Genomic DNA, 14,305 nt, shown 5'->3' on the forward strand with positions numbered 1-14,305 from the left:
AAAGACCGCCCGTGTCCGACAAGACCCTCTCCGCATGGAACACCGTCCAGACCGACCGCTTCCTCGTCGGTGTGCCGCATTATCCCGAGCATGTCGACGAAAGCTATTGGGAGCGCGACGCCGAGCGCATGGCGAAAGCCGGCTTCAATGTCGTGCGCATGGCCGAATTCGCCTGGCACATTCTGGAGCCTAGGCTCGGCACCTATGATTTCGATCTCTTCGACCGCGCCATCGCGATCCTCGGGCGCCACGGCATCGATACGATCATGTGCACGCCGACCGCCACGCCGCCGCGCTGGCTGACGGCTGAACACCCTGAAATTTTAAGGGTCGACGGCAAGGGCCGGCCGATGAGCCACGGCTCGCGCCAGCATTGCGACACGGCAAGCCCGGTCTTTCGCGAGCACAGCAAGCGCATCACCCGGGCGATGGCCGAGCATTATCGCGGCAATCCTTTTGTTGTGGGGTGGCAGACCGATAACGAGCTGAACACCAGCATGCCGGAGAGCTTTTCCCAGGCGACGCTCAGCGGATTCCAGGCGTATCTCGCCGATAAATACCGCGAGATATCAAAGCTCAACACCGCCTGGGGCGGCGATTTCTGGGCGACGGCCTATGACAGCTTCGATCAGGTGGTGCTGCCGATCGAATTCGGCCCGACCTTCCCGAGCCCCGGCCATCTGCAGGATTATCACCGCTTCCTCGCTTTCTCCACGGCGCGCTTCCAGCACGACCAGGTGGAGATCCTCAGGGAGGTGAAATCCTCCTGGTTCGTCTTCCACAATCTCGGCGGCTTGCGGGATATCGATTTCCGCGGCCAGTTCAGCAAGGATCTCGATTTCGTCGGCTACGATATCTATCCGATGCTCTATGACGAGTTCATGCGGCTCGGCAACCACGCCAAGGTGCAGGCGCTGCATCTCGATATCTGCCGCGGCTTCTCCGGCAATTACATCGTGCCCGAGCAGCAATCGGGCTTCGGCAGCCAGCCGGGCTTCTGCACGCTGACGCCGGAACCGGGCGAGCTGCGCCGCATGGCGCTCTCCTCTGTCGCCCACGGTGCTGACGGCCTGATGTTCTTCCGCTGGCGGCCCGCCCATTTCGGCGCCGAGATCTACTGGATGGGCATCATCGACCATGACGATATCGGCCGCCACCGCTATGAGGAAGCGACGCGCTTCGCGACCGAGATGACGGCGCTGAAAGACAAGATCCTCGGCACCCATGTGCGTATGGATGTCGGCATCGCCGGCTCCGATTTCGACAATCAGGAAGCCCACAAGACCTATCCGATCGGCCTGCCGAGCCCGCAGGACGATGCGATCCTGCTGCACCAGCACTGCTATGACAGAGGCATCGCCTGCGGCTTCATCCATCCCGAGGACGATCTTTCCAAACTGAAGCTCTTCTATGTCCCCCACTGGGTGATGTGGAAGGACGAATGGACGGCCAGGCTCGAAGCCTTCGCCGCATCAGGCGGCACCGTCGTCATCGGCGCGCGCACCGGCACCCGTAACGAGGATAACCACGTCATCCGCGAAACAGCGCCCGGCACCGCGCTTTCCAGGCTGACGGGCGTGCGCGTCGAAGATTTCGGCCGTCTCGCCGCCCCCGGCGCCAACGGCCTCTTCGACGTGATGGAGCGCTCCGGCGGCCTCGTCATCCCGCCGAACAAACCGGCCGAAAGCCACCGCCGCCAGCGCCGCTTCAAGATCGGCAACCGCGAAATGGCCGCCGGCCATTTCTACGAAAACCTCGCGATCGACCCCGACGTCGAGGTGATCGCCGCCTGGTCCAACCGCTACGCCGAAGGCCAGCCGATGGCGACCTCCCGCAAGGTGGGCAAGGGCCAGGTCGTCTATCTCGGCACCTATCTCACGCCTGATCTGACCGAGGCGCTGACCGAACGGCTGTTCACACCCGCCGGCATCGAACCGCTGGTCGGTGGGCTGCCGGAAGGCGTGGAGGTGACGATGCGGATGAACGACGCGCGACGGCTGTTGTTTGTGCAGAATTATATGGATCAGGCGGTGATGGTGGGCGGGGTGCCGGCCGGGCGGGATCTGCTGGATGGGGAGAAGATGGTGGCGGGGACGCTGGAGCTTGAGGGGTATGGGTGTGCGATTGTGGAGTTGGTGGGGTGAGGGGTGTGCGGCGGAGGGTGGGATGCCGTGAGACCTTTTATGGGCGCGGGGCTTTTTCTGTAAGAGAAGGTGAGGAGCATTGAGCTTCACTTCATGACGGCTTTGACAACTTTGCTGATGATGATCGAGCCAACGCAGAAAGTGGCGGGCTTGGCACCCACCATCGAATTCTGCCTTTCTAATATGCCAGTAAAGGTTCAGCTATAGAGTGTTTCATGGCTTGCTAACTGGACTAGCAGTCGCTGGTGTTTGTGAGTTCGAAATCCCTTGAGAAATTGAGGTGTAATCGAACGCTAAGAGGCCAACTGCCAACACCAGCACGACGAAAAGGACAGCTTTGGTGAATCTGAAGATTGGTTCGCCCCGTTTAACGCGACGCCATTCGTATTTTAGAACATCCTTGGACGCTAAAAGGAAATCGAGCTCAACCGGTTTTACATTTTCTCGAGTGAGGCCGTCCGGGTAACTTGCCAGTTCTTGGAATGCTTTCATGGAGGCCAGCAGGGCCTTGGAGTTCGTTTCATTGGGGTTTAGCCGCAATGTTATGAAAAAGTGCGCGCTATTCAAATTTGAGTAAAGTGGACCGAGAGTTTTTACTTTTTCCGCTTGATCTTTGTACGGCAACAAGGCCGCATCGACCACGGCGTTCATGCTTGTAAGGTAGGAAGTCATTTCCGAACGAAGTGCATCTATCCATGCCTGGCGAAAATCGGAGACCTTCTGTTCTTTAGCTACGATCAATCCAATCAGCGAAATAGTCGCTGTAATCATTGCTGCGCCGATGGCGCCAACACTAATGTCCTGAACCACAAGAAAACCTTGCCAAAGAAGTTGCCTCAACCCACACGTTAACCGGTACTCCACCTTCCACAACTAAATTTGTCGCGATGTTAGGCGAATAATGGTTGTATGGTTGAGGGCCTCGAGGTGGCAGCGCAAATTCCTTTTCGTCTCCGGTTGACCGGAGACATAGCAGACCAGCATCAGTTTCAAGGGTATGATGGATACATGGCCCTTGCTGGATTTGCCTGGGCTCTTTCACTCATCTCTAATTACGCCGATACCGGTCAAATACGGCAGCGAGGCGATTTTGATGGTCGCCATGCCGTGCGAGCGAGGGCGCCAGTTGAGGGAAGTGTCATTGCAGATTTTGTTGTCTATATGCAGAACAATCCTGAGACGGTCTTCGGGATGGCCGCTGGCGGACTGGCCGCGCCTGCCTTCCTCTATGCGCTCGCAAACCGCGTAATTAACAGGAACCTTGGAGAAACTAATACTGCAACAGATCAAGCTTTAGGCCCGTTAATTACTCGGCGCGGCGGCGATATTGAAGCCCTTGTTGCAATCAGTGAGCCGCCAATTCGTCAAGCTCACGGAGTTATCGGAAATGGCGCGAGGAATATCGAAATTTCAGGTGGATTTAACATTCTCAACACCTTCAATGAACAAACCCGCGACTATGTGAAACTCAATGTTGAAGACGACAACGAGAAAACAAAGTCGGTAAGCGTTTCTGCATTCAACGCGAATTCAGGGTACGGAAGCGTATTCGATGGAGATCTGGGTCACGTCGTGCCATTCAGCATGTCCCGCGAAACTTTGAGACGCTACAAGGCTGTCTTTTCATGGGGGCTAGATCAGTACGTGCAAGGCACTGGCCGTAAAATCGATCTGAAGTTCACCCGGATACTGGCTATGGACGGTCGCCCGAAAAGGTACATTGTTCTCAGTGCTAATCGGGGCGCTTAGGCGGGAAATGAACATTGGCCGTCTTCCAATCTAGTTCCCGCGTGGCGCTCGGCCGGCCATAGGCGATGCTTCCGTCACAGTTTCGAATGCGCTGAGGATGAGCGACCCTCGCTCATTGGTGCTCTCGCTGCTCATCCCTTGAGAGCATGCGGCCTGCGTTTGCCACAAGCCCGAGGAGTTCTGTCTGGATGCTTGGCTGGCTCCGATTAACGGTCTTTCCACTCCATTCTGGAGTTAGAACCCGGCTTACGTACTCTATCGCAGGGTCGTCTCTGTTAGCACGTCTAGATTCCCCCATGATCTCTTCCATAGAATTGAATATAGAACACTCGTAGCTGTAGATCTCGCGCATTGAGATCGTCATCTCGGATCTCCGGCCTTCATAATTGTACTCCATCCGTCGGAGTTGCCAGCGGCGGATCGCTTCGTTGTTGCTCGATGGCCATTCCGCCTTACCAGTCTGATAGAAGTGAGCGCAAAGGGCGAAGAGAAGAACAATATCGGCCGGTAAGTCGTGAGGCCACGCTGTAACAGCACAATCGATCATATCCACGACATGCTCCACCGCACGTAAATCGAAGCCAAAGGCGTCGCAGCCGCGGGCAATCGTTTCAGCCAAGGCGTCATCCGGCGCCTTCAATTTCGACTTCGGTAGTTGGGCGACCAAATTCTCTACGAGCCTGTCTATGGTCGGCCGTTCGAAGACGTAGGTTCGGTCAAAGAAGCGCTTCAGATATCGAAAACCGTTGAAGTTCGGCCCGTACGCTCCCGAGATGCTGTGCTGAAGCTGATCAGAATTGGTTGCGAACACGAATATTATGCCATCGACGTCGAACAGGTGTTTAACGCGTTCTAGGAGTGCGACTGCATAGGTTGGACGGCAGCGGTCCAATTCATCTACAAGGATGAAAAAAGGAGCAGTCTTTTTTCCTTCGATGGAACTGATCGCGTTCGCCAACTTCGTACGGAAGTCGACCATCGCGCGATCGGTCTTCTGAAACCCCTTTATGAGGGCCTCCAGTGAGGAATCGAAGAGCTTGTCCAGTTCCTTCGTCGCGGCCCCTGCGCCTTCACTGACCGCCGTTTCCGCAATATCGCCTAACTCGTTTTCGACGTCGACCAACGCCGCCAGATCTTCAAAATCTATCCCAACGTGCTTTTTGGCTAAGCCTTTTACGATCGCTCCTCCAATTCTCAGGGCGATGGGTCCACCGCTCTGCTTTGTAGCGTTCCAGGCTCTTTCTATCGCACCCGCCTTGGCAACGAAGGGGGCAAACGCTCTATCAATCGCCGCCATGATAGCCACGTAAGGGTCCGAAGCGTGATCGTCCTTCCAAGCGTTGATCCTGGCGACCAAGTGGCCTTTATCTTCCATCTCGAGTGCCAACCCCTCTAGGAAGAAGGACTTGCCGCCACCCCAGTCAGCATCAACGTTTAAGACGTACGATGCTTTGTGCCCTCGAGCCTTTCTTTTGGCGTGCTGGCCCGCGAGAAAGTTGTAAAGAAAATCGGCGTCTCTCCGTCGGTCTAGTCTATCGTGCTTCCAATATTCGTTGGTCATCTCGTTGCTCGCCTTCAATTTAGACGAGCGTCTCAGGTGAAGTGATTCTGAACAATACGGCGAGGTTGTGAATACTGTGGGCAATCGTTTTGAGCCGCCGCCTAGTCGCATCGTATGCATTCAGCATCTCGTGGGAAGAAAGCTGACATGGCCAAGCTCAACCAGATGGTCGCCATCGGCTCGCGACGACAAGGTGGCAGGCAGGGAGGGAGCGCCCAGCGGGCATTCCGGGATGATAGAGGGGACACAATGTCCCGCTAGTTGCCCCAGCCAACTTCGAACCGATCAAATCGAACCTCGCTTATGGGCCGGCCGGAGGCGCTCAGCCTTACCGAACGAAGAACGAGATGAAGCTCGGGGGAATAGTATTGCTCGAAAATAATCGGAGGCAATTCCGCCAGTTTCAGACGGCTGTTGATGGCCCAAACTTTGTAGGAACAAGATGCAATCGTTTCCTCGCCGAAGCCGTCGAACCTCATAAAAGTCGTGCCCGAATCGGATTTTTTGCCATTGATGAAAAGCGTGGTGTCGGATTGCCAGTTCTTCTTCTGTGGCAGATCGTCCAACGCAATCGGATTCGCGTATTTCAGCTCATGCGTCCCGTTGGCACTCACTCTCTTTTCGACGAGCAAGGGGTGCACATATTCAGCCGACACCGGCTGCAGCGAACCGTCGCGGTCCATCAGCCGTTGTTCGGTGAGGACCGGCCCGTCCGGCTTGTAGAATACGGAATAGAAAGGCTCTTCTCTGGTCAGCAGCACGCCCTGTTTGGTCTCATTGGCTGTTAAGCACTTGCCAAAGGCCGGCACCGCCAATGTTATTCCAACCAGCAGCGACAGATTTCTGAGCAAGATCGACATCCAGATTCCCCTGATCCAAGTCCGCTACAACAGGGATCGGGTGAAATTAGGGAGATCGAAGTCGCCGGCCCGGAGCTCGCCCACAGCCTGACCGAACTTGGTCTGGTCGACGAGTATCGCATCTACCTGCATTCCGGGCAGATCTCGTGGAATAGCGGCTTCGGGTCGGTCGTTCTCGGCATCGCCTTTTCGGTAGTGGTTTTCCGCTCTGGGGCAGGGGCGAGCGGTCGCTTCTCGGCAGGCTCTGCCAAAGCGAACTATGCGATTTTGCAAATTATAACCTGGCGGAGTTATAAGGAGCGAAAGATCGAGGAGGACTGTTTGGCGCGTAAATATGTTTCCCGATTGGGGCTTGTTTTCCTGCTCCTTGGATGTGCGGACATCGCGCTGGCCGATGATAGCGGCTGGAACGAGGAGACGTTCAAATATTATGCCTCGATCGTCCGCCAGTTACCGGAGAAGCACAGCCGCATGATTGACGATTGTGCCAAGAACGGAATGGCGAAGATGGATCGGGAAACGAAGGTGGAGCTCGAACGGGCGACGCGGAACCCTATTGACGAAACGGCCAAGGAACTTTGCCGCAGAATGGTCAAGGGGATCGCCTCCGGTGCGGTCACCTATGAAGTCTTTCGGACCTGGCTTGATACGCCGGATGGAGGGAAGGTCAGGCTTCCCGACTATCAGTGATAGCGCCGGAGGCCCGCTGCCGGCTCGAAGGACACCTTGGAGCCGACCCCGAAGAGGCAGACCTTTAATGTTGCGCACCGCCGACCGGCGGTACGGTGAATTTCACAAGCTTTCCGCCCAGCACTTCGTGCACGGGTGTGGCGAGTTCGATGAGCACCTTGTGTTCGCCCGGCGGCAGGCCGGTCAGGACGATAGCGCCGGTGCCGCCCGCATCGGCCCACCGCCATGGCAGGTCGTCGATGCTGACATGAAGGTGCCCGGCGCGAGGCGAGACATCGGTCGCGCTGGCGCCGAAAATGGGCAGGATGCGGAAGTTCTCGGTTCGATAGGGAATGATCGCCACGCCTCTGGTGGCCAGCGGTTCTGCAAGGGGCTGATCCACGAAGAGCTCGGGTGCGGCTTCGTTCTTGATCGGAAGGAACTGCGTGGCCGCCTGATGCGGCGTCTGCGCGTGGAGGGATGTGCCGGCGAGCAGGAAAGCTGCCGCTGCGAGGGCTCTTGCGACCGTGGTCATGACAAGTCCTTTCCAGTCGCGCCTGTCGTGACCGGCATTGCCGGGACACCGACGCGACGTTGAGTTGGGGCCGATCAGGCGGCGTTGAGTTCGACGGCGATGTTGCCGCGTGTGGCCTTGGAGTAGGGGCAGAGCTGGTGAGCGCGTTCGACCAGGGACTTGGCGAGGTCAGTCTCGATGCCCGGCAGATTCGCGTTCAGGCGCGCCTGCAGGACATAGCCACCGTCATCGTTCGAGACGAGGTCGATCTCGGCATTGACGGCAGCATCGGCGGGTACGCGAAGCTGGCGCTCGGCAGCGGCTCTTCCGATTGCACTGAGAAAACAGGCAGACCAGGCGGCGGCGAAGAGCTGCTCGGGATTGGTGCCCGGAGCCGAGGAGCCGGGCGGGGAGAGTTTCACATCGAGGCGACCGTCGGACGTGCGGGACGCGCCCTCCCGTCCGCCGGTGGTGCTGGTGGTGCCGGTATAGATGACTTTCGACATTTGGATGCTCCTTGTTCAATTTCAGCTGGTGAGACAGCTCACTGCTGGTTTGTTGAGCGCCGCCAGGACCCAGCTGGGTTCCGGGCGGCAATGACGGGAATATGAGATCGGAGAAATCCATCCGGTAGCGAGCAGGAGTGAGAGCAAGCCTCTCGTTTTCGCTCAGTCTTGCATCAGGTTGCGAGAAGCCGGAGCGATGTGGAGGATGTCGAAAAGCAGCGCGTTGCGGGGCGTATCGCTCGCGGCCGCCGAGGGTTCCCCGCCGTTCGGAGCTTGCGAACTCAAGAGGCTGCCTCTCAGGTTTCCCCGCTACCGCCGGTGCCGGCATTGCGCGATCTTCGAAGCGCTAACCGGGATTGAGACCTGCCGAGGCGGTCTTGATCTCTCATCCAGTCGGGAGACGGACATGAACACGCTTTTCAAACGCAAGATCGCCTTCGCCCTGTCGATGGGCATCGTAACGACAGGACTCATCTCTTTCACGCTGCTCGCGCTCAATCTGGGTTTTTCCGAGGGATTCGTGCTGACATGGCTGCGCTCGTGGAGCATCGCCTATCTCATCGTCATTCCCGCCATCCTGCTGATTGGCCCACAGCTTCAGGCACAGGTCGACCGCATCGTCCGCTGAGGAACCGAATCTTAGCGATCGGCATGACAATGACCATGCTTGGCGATTATCGGCATCATCAGGATTGGGCGCGGACGATTAGGAAACCGCGCGTTTCATTCCGGTGATGGCGCACCGCCATAATTGTTGCAGGCCGCGCGAAGCCGCGGCAGAATCCAGTCGATGAAGGCGCGCAGCTTGAGGGCAAGCAGGCCCTGACGGGAATAAACGACGTGGATCGGCTTTGGCCCGCCGTCATAATCCTTCAAGATCTGCACCAGCATGCCCGAAGACAGCTCCTCCGGAACTTGATAGTCGAAGAGGCGGGCGATTCCGGCTCCATTGCACGCGGCGGCGACGCAGTTGGCCGCGGTGTTCACCTCGATCCGGCTCCGTGGCATTGCCTCGACCAGCTTCCCGTCGATCTCGAAATTTCAGAAGAAGGACCTGTCGTTGAACATGATGCCGTCGTAATCGGTGAGCTCGGTCGGATGCTGGGGAGTGCCATGCCGCTCCAGATAGGCCGGGCTTGCGCAGGTCAACAGGCGGAACTCGCCGGCCTTGACGCGTAGAGCGAACTGTCGGCCAACTCGCCTAGTCGGATGGCGACGTCGACCTGTTCGTTGACCAGATGAACAGAGCGGTCGAGTGACAGGAGGTTCAAGGTCACTTCAGGATGCTTGTTCATGAATTCGAGCGCGATCGGCAGGACGTAGCGCTGGCCAAATTCGATCGGCATCGTGATGGTCAGCAGTCCCCGCGGCGTCTGGTATTCGCCTGATGCCCTTCGTTCGACCTCCTCGAGATCGGCAATGATCCTGCGTGCCGCGTCGACATAGTCGCGGCCGGCATCGGTGAGCTGCAGGTTGCGGCTTGTCCGGATGATGAGGTTTGCGCCGAGACATCGCTTCAGATCGGCGACCTTGCGGCTGACGCTCGGCAGCGGCGCGTTCAGCTTCCGGCTGCCCGCCGACAAGCTGCCGGCGTCAACCACCGCAAGCAGAACCCGCATCGCATCAAGCCGATCCATGACACCCCGACGACTGAAAGCCTCGATATTGAGGATATGAGAAATCGGTGCTGATGAACACCAATGGCCGCGGGCGCCGCCTCTGCGTGATCCGGGCTAGGCCTCTTGTCGTTCGAACGGCCTCGACGATGCGGAGCCGGTTCACGATCCGGTGGATGAGCATTGAGAGGGTGGTTCTCAATTTAACCGGCTGCCGGCCAGAGCTCCGGGCCAGTACATTTTCCCCATCCGATCAAGGATTTCGTCAACTGCCGATGGACACCGTCGGTGTCACGGAGATCAACGGCTCGGTGACGCAACTTCAAAAGGGATAATCGTCATGGACAGGCTCTTCTATGTTGGTGTGTCGGCCGCTCTGTTTGCGGCCTTTGCCTTTTCGCTCAACTTTATCGTGCCCTTCATCATCGGCGGTTATTCCACCTTTGACTTTGCCCTCATCCGTCATGTTGTCTCGGCGCTCGTCGGCCTTTACATCCTGTTTTCCGAAAAAGGTGTCGTCCGCCACCTCACAGCTCGCAACGGTGTGAATGCCGTCTGGCTCGCTTTCGTCGGATATGTCGGCTACTTCCTGACCGTGACGGGAGCGGCCGTCTTTGCCGGTCCGGTCGTCGCTCCCGCCTTTCTCGGCCTGGTGCCGATCGTTTTGATGGTCGTTGGTAACAAGCGTCAGGGGGCACTGCCATGGCGCTCCCTCATGATACCGCTGGCACTGGTGCTGGCCGGCCTTGCTCTCGTCAATGCCACGGCATTCACGGCCGAAGGACTGGATTCTGTGCAATCATTGTGGGTTGGCGTGCCACTGGCGCTGACCGCCGTGGGACTTTGGGTCTGGTTCGCTCTTGCCAATCAGGCTGCCCTGGCCGCCCGCCCGGAGATGCCCTCCGGCGTGTGGGCTGCGCTGATATTGGTCGGCGGTGGCGTCCTGATGCTGGCCTTCTACCCCTTCGGTGCCGCGCTGGACCTCTTCCGGCTTCCAACGCTGGGATTCGGCTGGAGTGCCGCCGGCAGCCTGTATGTTTGGGGCGCTTCTTTCGCGCTACTGGCAACCGTAGGGGGCGTCTGGGCCTGGAACATTGCGTCGCGGAGCCTGCCGGTTGCCTTGGCCGCGCAATTGATCGTCTCCGAAACAGCCTTCGGTGTGATCGGGGGATTTGTCGTGCATGCTCGTTGGCCGACCCCGATCGAGGGTGCCGGGATTGTCGTCCTGATCGCTGGCGTCGTTCTGTCCGTCCGGATTTTCTATGAAGCCCAATTTGCGTCGGGAAAGATATTGCTTGCGCAGGAGTGAGTTGCTGGACGGAAGACAGGCGCTTGCCGGCGCGCCCGCCTCGCCCATCGAGGCCCCTGCAGGGCTCCTCAGAGTGAGGCTTCTCTTGGGCGGAAGAGCAGGGGGCAGGCCGCTCGCTGATTATGTCAAACAGGCCTCTGCCGATCTGAAAGCTGAGCTGGTCAAGGCATAATGGCCGACAAGGAAGGCTCGGCCGCCGGAAATTGGCAAAAAAATAGAGCATTTCCGGACGCAGACAGAAACGGAAATGCTCTCAGTTCGATGCGAAGCTTACCAGAGTCGGCTTCGCACCTCTCACATCTCGCCATGTGGCTATTCGTCTGGCGCCGCCGACGCGGCGTTTTCCAGCGAGGTGCGGATCTGATCAATCTTGCCGTCGGCTTCGCCAACCCCGAGAATGGTCTTGGCTTCGTCCAGGACCGCCGGGCTGACCTCGCCGGTTTTCGTTGCGGAAGCCAACGCGTCCTCCAGCGCCTGATCGCCGAGCAGGGGATCGTCGGCTGCAGGCTCGACACCGTTGTCGAGTTCATACTGGGCATAAGCGATCGCGTAGGCCGAGATGGCGGCCATACGCGGGTCCGATGTGTTCATCAGCGCCCTGTAATTCCGCTTCAGGGAGTTCAGGCCGCCAAGCTGCGCCGAAAGATTCTTCTCTTTCTTGCCGGTTGCGATTCTGTCCGTCTTCGTGGACTTGGACTTGCTTGCCGCCTCGGATGATTTGCCTTTCACGCCAGATGACTTGGAGCTGCCCTGGTTTGAACCGCTGTTATGGCCGCCACCGTTTCCGTTGCCGCCGCCATTACCGCCGCCGTTGCCGCCCCCATTGCCGCCACCGTTTCCACCATCCTTTGCCAGGGCGGTTATGTCGAGCCCAGCAATCGTTGCCGGGCTTGCTGCAAGCGCCAGTGAAAGCACGGCCAGGGACGCTAAGGTTGCTATCCGCATCGTTTTCCTCCGAATTCAGACCATCAGGTGCCGTGAAACTGCACGACTTAATCTGACTTGAAGGATAGATTGCTATCGCGCGTTGCACATCGGACTGAGGTCCGGTTCATGGCACCGGCTATGGTCTTAGCCTAGAGGAAGCATCCGGGATGCTGCGCGCGGACGGCCATGGTTGAAGCTTGCGAAGGCGCGAAAACCGTCCGGAAAGACTATCGCGAGCTTTCCAGACCGCTATCGCTGCGCAGAAGGTTCAGCCAGGCCTGCGCCGCTTTCTCTCCGCCTGTGCCCCCGAAATGGCAATCGTCGTAGCGGTCGTCTCCATCGAGCAACGCGTCGGAATTTACGCCCTCTCGGATACCGTGGCCGCTCTTTGACAGGGCCAGTTGCGCCTGCACTATCGCATTGTCTGGGATATGCTCCTTGAAGCCGCCGTTGCTCGGTTCGAGGCATTTCGATGCGATCGAAATGTAAACGGGTGCTTCGACGCCGTGCTGACGCAATGTGCCGACCAACGACATGAAACGTTCCTGATAGGCCTCCGCAGTGGTGCCCATCACGAGGTCCGCCTCTCCTTGCACCCAGAGGACGCTCGTTACCCGATAACCGGAATCCCGGAGCTGTTTCATTGTATCGACCAGCACAGGATTGAAGTCACCGCCTGCCGCCCATCGTGCCACCTCAGACCCGGAATATGCGAGAGGTGCGAGGATGACGCTGTCATTTTGTCCCGAATCGATCAATTTGTTCCCGAGAAGCGTCCAGTACTCTCCCCTGGTGTTGGTCGATCCAAGAAGTGGTGACGCCGCGATGAAACACCGTTTGTCAAAGGCGTTTACAACACGAGCGCCATGATTTGACCGGTGCCGTTGTCCACCGTAGTTGGCAGCGTTCGATTGGCCAAGAATGAGTAAGACAGCCGTTCGATCAGTTTGAGCCGGGCAGGTCACAGCGGTTTTTGATTCATCCCCGATGAGGCGTTCCTTGTCGTCGAAAGTATAACGACTTGGAGCCGCCGCCTTCTCTCCGCCAACCATTGTCCTCAGCGAGGAAAGTTGTGGCCAAGGAAAGATCTCACGTCTCGCGCTCATGCCGCCGAGAAAATACACGGAGATCAAGGCGGCCAGACCGACTGCTATTGTTTTGCGCATGCCGTTACCTTCCAAGATGGTGCTACGCGCTCCCGTCGTCGCGAAGATCGAGCCCAGCGGACGACGATCTCGCGTGGGTTGCCGAAAACCCGCTCTAAACTATAGTCCGGACAAGTGATGGCAATCATCCGGTTGGGTGAGAGATCCTGCTTTGCAGCATGCTGTTCGATGAAGAAAACTCCCGTTGCTAGTCCAAGGCGATCATAGATCGGGGCGGCCAGGTTAACATGGGAGCGGAGCGCCGGTCACCATCAGAGATGCGGTCAGAGTTTGGCGAGACGCCAACTCCACTCTCCGTCATCCCAGGGCTTGACCCGAGGACCCATGCCGCGGTGGCTGGCGCGTGCACCCTTGTGGCTACTCGGCTCAAGGCCGATCACGCCAGGCGCAAATCGAGGAGCGGGTGCAGCTTCTTCAAATTCGGGAGAGATTTTGCCTGCCACGGATGCTGGTTGGTGCCTTTGACGATGAGCAGGAGGTCACCGATTTTTCTGGCTTCGATCGTCAGCTTCGCCAGCAGATTGATACCCGAGGAGTTGAGGAATTCGAGGCCCGTCAGGTTGAACGTCACCTGTTTGTGCCCCTCGTGGAGGAGCCGTGTTATCAATGAATAAATCGGCGCATAGGCGTCCGGCCCTGCCAGGCGGAAGACGCCGTCGAAATAGACTTCGTTGTTTTCCGCCCATACGCGGAAGTTCTCGTCGCTGATTTCCATTCTTCGCTCACAGATTGGAGGAGGGTGGCATTGCCACAGCTGCAGTCGTCGTCAGTATGATAAGCTCGTTCTTATTCTCTTCGAACGTCCATGCCATTCTCGCATCGTAATCGCTCAGAAGGGTTAGCAAGCCCAGGCCGGAACCGCTTTCTGGCGATATGGCGTTGGTTTCGATTTGCTCAAGAAGAAGGACGCCTGGATCCTTTAATTGAAGGCGATACAGGAGTTGCTGAAAGCGAGACGAGGTCTCGCTGTCGATGGCGTTCTTGACCCGGATCAAAAAGCTTCCCTCGACCATGCCCGCCTCGATCAGGATCTCGCCGGGCTGTCGAAATTTGACGGCATTTTCGATCAGTTCGTTGCTGAGATAGCCGATGTCATGATGCGCCTGGAGGTAATCCTTTCTCGAGCGCGCATAGGGCAGGGCCATGATTTCCGCGATGAAGTCCGAAGTCATTCCCGAATGCTTCCATCCGAGCTGAAGCGGACCGTCGCTCAGTTTCAGGCGCGCACCGGAATCCAGGCTGATGTCTGCAAGAGATTCGATGCCGTATATCCTGGGCGCCATG

14 protein-coding genes and 2 pseudogenes are annotated in these 14,305 nt (G+C 58.0%); 6 read left to right on the top strand and 10 right to left on the bottom strand.

The window, feature by feature from the left end; genetic code table 11:
- Nucleotides 1-11 precede the first annotated feature (11 nt).
- Complete coding sequence (locus tag FFR93_RS11425; protein ID WP_138393287.1) at nucleotides 12-2,144, top strand: beta-galactosidase; 2,133 nt, start codon at nucleotides 12-14, stop codon at nucleotides 2,142-2,144.
- A gap of 213 nt (nucleotides 2,145-2,357) precedes the next feature.
- On the opposite strand, the gene FFR93_RS11430 is transcribed toward FFR93_RS11425, so the two are convergent.
- Nucleotides 2,358-2,954: a hypothetical protein gene (locus tag FFR93_RS11430; protein ID WP_138393288.1), complete on the bottom strand. Its 597-nt coding sequence runs from the start codon at nucleotides 2,952-2,954 to the stop codon at nucleotides 2,358-2,360.
- A gap of 99 nt (nucleotides 2,955-3,053) precedes the next feature.
- Between FFR93_RS11430 and FFR93_RS11435 the strand changes: the two genes are divergently transcribed.
- Entirely contained in the window at nucleotides 3,054-3,893 is an 840-nt protein-coding gene (locus tag FFR93_RS11435) for a hypothetical protein (RefSeq protein ID WP_138393289.1), read from the top strand.
- A gap of 112 nt (nucleotides 3,894-4,005) precedes the next feature.
- On the opposite strand, the gene FFR93_RS11440 is transcribed toward FFR93_RS11435, so the two are convergent.
- Together FFR93_RS11440 and FFR93_RS11445 are read right to left on the bottom strand one after the other, a co-directional pair.
- Nucleotides 4,006-5,454: a P-loop NTPase fold protein gene (locus FFR93_RS11440; protein WP_171049156.1), complete on the bottom strand. Its 1,449-nt coding sequence runs from the start codon at nucleotides 5,452-5,454 to the stop codon at nucleotides 4,006-4,008.
- A gap of 257 nt (nucleotides 5,455-5,711) precedes the next feature.
- A complete protein-coding gene (locus tag FFR93_RS11445) occupies nucleotides 5,712-6,314 on the bottom strand; it encodes a hypothetical protein (RefSeq protein WP_138393291.1) in 603 nt (200 codons plus the stop codon).
- A gap of 51 nt (nucleotides 6,315-6,365) precedes the next feature.
- On the opposite strand from FFR93_RS11445, the pseudogene FFR93_RS11450 reads away from it, so the two are divergent.
- Both FFR93_RS11450 and FFR93_RS11455 read left to right on the top strand, forming a co-directional pair.
- Nucleotides 6,366-6,446 (top strand): annotated as a pseudogene (locus FFR93_RS11450) (dihydrofolate reductase); the annotation flags it as partial.
- Between the two features lie 189 nt (nucleotides 6,447-6,635).
- Complete coding sequence (locus FFR93_RS11455) at nucleotides 6,636-7,004, top strand: hypothetical protein (RefSeq protein WP_138393292.1); 369 nt, start codon at nucleotides 6,636-6,638, stop codon at nucleotides 7,002-7,004.
- Between the two features lie 64 nt (nucleotides 7,005-7,068).
- Here the strand turns inward: FFR93_RS11455 and FFR93_RS11460 are convergent, their stop codons facing one another.
- Both FFR93_RS11460 and FFR93_RS11465 read right to left on the bottom strand, forming a co-directional pair.
- Nucleotides 7,069-7,518: a DUF6130 family protein gene (locus tag FFR93_RS11460; RefSeq protein WP_138393293.1), complete on the bottom strand. Its 450-nt coding sequence runs from the start codon at nucleotides 7,516-7,518 to the stop codon at nucleotides 7,069-7,071.
- Between the two features lie 74 nt (nucleotides 7,519-7,592).
- The gene (locus tag FFR93_RS11465; protein ID WP_138393294.1) at nucleotides 7,593-8,003 is read right to left on the bottom strand and encodes an organic hydroperoxide resistance protein; all 411 of its coding nucleotides are present in this window, start codon (nucleotides 8,001-8,003) and stop codon (nucleotides 7,593-7,595) included.
- 406 nt (nucleotides 8,004-8,409) lie between these two features.
- Here FFR93_RS11465 and FFR93_RS11470 point away from each other — a divergent pair, with 406 nt between their 5' ends.
- A complete protein-coding gene (locus FFR93_RS11470; RefSeq protein ID WP_138393295.1) occupies nucleotides 8,410-8,631 on the top strand; it encodes a DUF2798 domain-containing protein in 222 nt (73 codons plus the stop codon).
- Between the two features lie 95 nt (nucleotides 8,632-8,726).
- On the opposite strand, the pseudogene FFR93_RS11475 reads toward FFR93_RS11470, so the two are convergent.
- Nucleotides 8,727-9,640, bottom strand: a pseudogene (locus tag FFR93_RS11475) (LysR substrate-binding domain-containing protein).
- Between the two features lie 319 nt (nucleotides 9,641-9,959).
- Between FFR93_RS11475 and FFR93_RS11480 the strand changes: the two are divergent.
- The gene (locus FFR93_RS11480; RefSeq protein ID WP_138393296.1) at nucleotides 9,960-10,928 is read left to right on the top strand and encodes a DMT family transporter; all 969 of its coding nucleotides are present in this window, start codon (nucleotides 9,960-9,962) and stop codon (nucleotides 10,926-10,928) included.
- Between the two features lie 312 nt (nucleotides 10,929-11,240).
- On the opposite strand, the gene FFR93_RS11485 is transcribed toward FFR93_RS11480, so the two are convergent.
- From FFR93_RS11485 to FFR93_RS11500, 4 genes are all read right to left on the bottom strand, one after another.
- Nucleotides 11,241-11,873: a hypothetical protein gene (locus FFR93_RS11485; protein ID WP_138393297.1), complete on the bottom strand. Its 633-nt coding sequence runs from the start codon at nucleotides 11,871-11,873 to the stop codon at nucleotides 11,241-11,243.
- Nucleotides 11,874-12,082: 209 nt separating this feature from the next.
- Nucleotides 12,083-13,021: a sialate O-acetylesterase gene (locus FFR93_RS11490; protein WP_138393298.1), complete on the bottom strand. Its 939-nt coding sequence runs from the start codon at nucleotides 13,019-13,021 to the stop codon at nucleotides 12,083-12,085.
- Between the two features lie 376 nt (nucleotides 13,022-13,397).
- The gene (locus FFR93_RS11495; protein WP_138393299.1) at nucleotides 13,398-13,736 is read right to left on the bottom strand and encodes a hypothetical protein; all 339 of its coding nucleotides are present in this window, start codon (nucleotides 13,734-13,736) and stop codon (nucleotides 13,398-13,400) included.
- Nucleotides 13,737-13,743: 7 nt separating this feature from the next.
- On the bottom strand, nucleotides 13,744-14,304 hold the full coding sequence (locus FFR93_RS11500) for a hypothetical protein (protein ID WP_138393300.1): 561 nt from the start codon (nucleotides 14,302-14,304) through the stop codon (nucleotides 13,744-13,746).
- Between the last annotated feature and the right edge of the window lies 1 nt (nucleotide 14,305).

The sequence above is a fragment of the Rhizobium sp. MHM7A genome, from assembly GCF_005862215.1.
Taxonomy (GTDB): Bacteria; Pseudomonadota; Alphaproteobacteria; order Rhizobiales; family Rhizobiaceae; genus Rhizobium; species Rhizobium bangladeshense.

Coding starts and splice junctions, on each gene's coding strand:
- FFR93_RS11435 (WP_138393289.1), top strand. CDS start 3,054: ATGGTTGAGGGCCTCGAGGTGGCAGCGCAAATTCCTTTTCGTCTCCGG.
- FFR93_RS11440 (WP_171049156.1), bottom strand. CDS start 5,454: ATGACCAACGAATATTGGAAGCACGATAGACTAGACCGACGGAGAGAC.
- FFR93_RS11445 (WP_138393291.1), bottom strand. CDS start 6,314: ATGTCGATCTTGCTCAGAAATCTGTCGCTGCTGGTTGGAATAACATTG.
- FFR93_RS11460 (WP_138393293.1), bottom strand. CDS start 7,518: ATGACCACGGTCGCAAGAGCCCTCGCAGCGGCAGCTTTCCTGCTCGCC.
- FFR93_RS11465 (WP_138393294.1), bottom strand. CDS start 8,003: ATGTCGAAAGTCATCTATACCGGCACCACCAGCACCACCGGCGGACGG.
- FFR93_RS11470 (WP_138393295.1), top strand. CDS start 8,410: ATGAACACGCTTTTCAAACGCAAGATCGCCTTCGCCCTGTCGATGGGC.
- FFR93_RS11480 (WP_138393296.1), top strand. CDS start 9,960: ATGGACAGGCTCTTCTATGTTGGTGTGTCGGCCGCTCTGTTTGCGGCC.
- FFR93_RS11485 (WP_138393297.1), bottom strand. CDS start 11,873: ATGCGGATAGCAACCTTAGCGTCCCTGGCCGTGCTTTCACTGGCGCTT.
- FFR93_RS11490 (WP_138393298.1), bottom strand. CDS start 13,021: ATGCGCAAAACAATAGCAGTCGGTCTGGCCGCCTTGATCTCCGTGTAT.
- FFR93_RS11495 (WP_138393299.1), bottom strand. CDS start 13,736: ATGGAAATCAGCGACGAGAACTTCCGCGTATGGGCGGAAAACAACGAA.
- FFR93_RS11500 (WP_138393300.1), bottom strand. CDS start 14,304: ATGGCGCCCAGGATATACGGCATCGAATCTCTTGCAGACATCAGCCTG.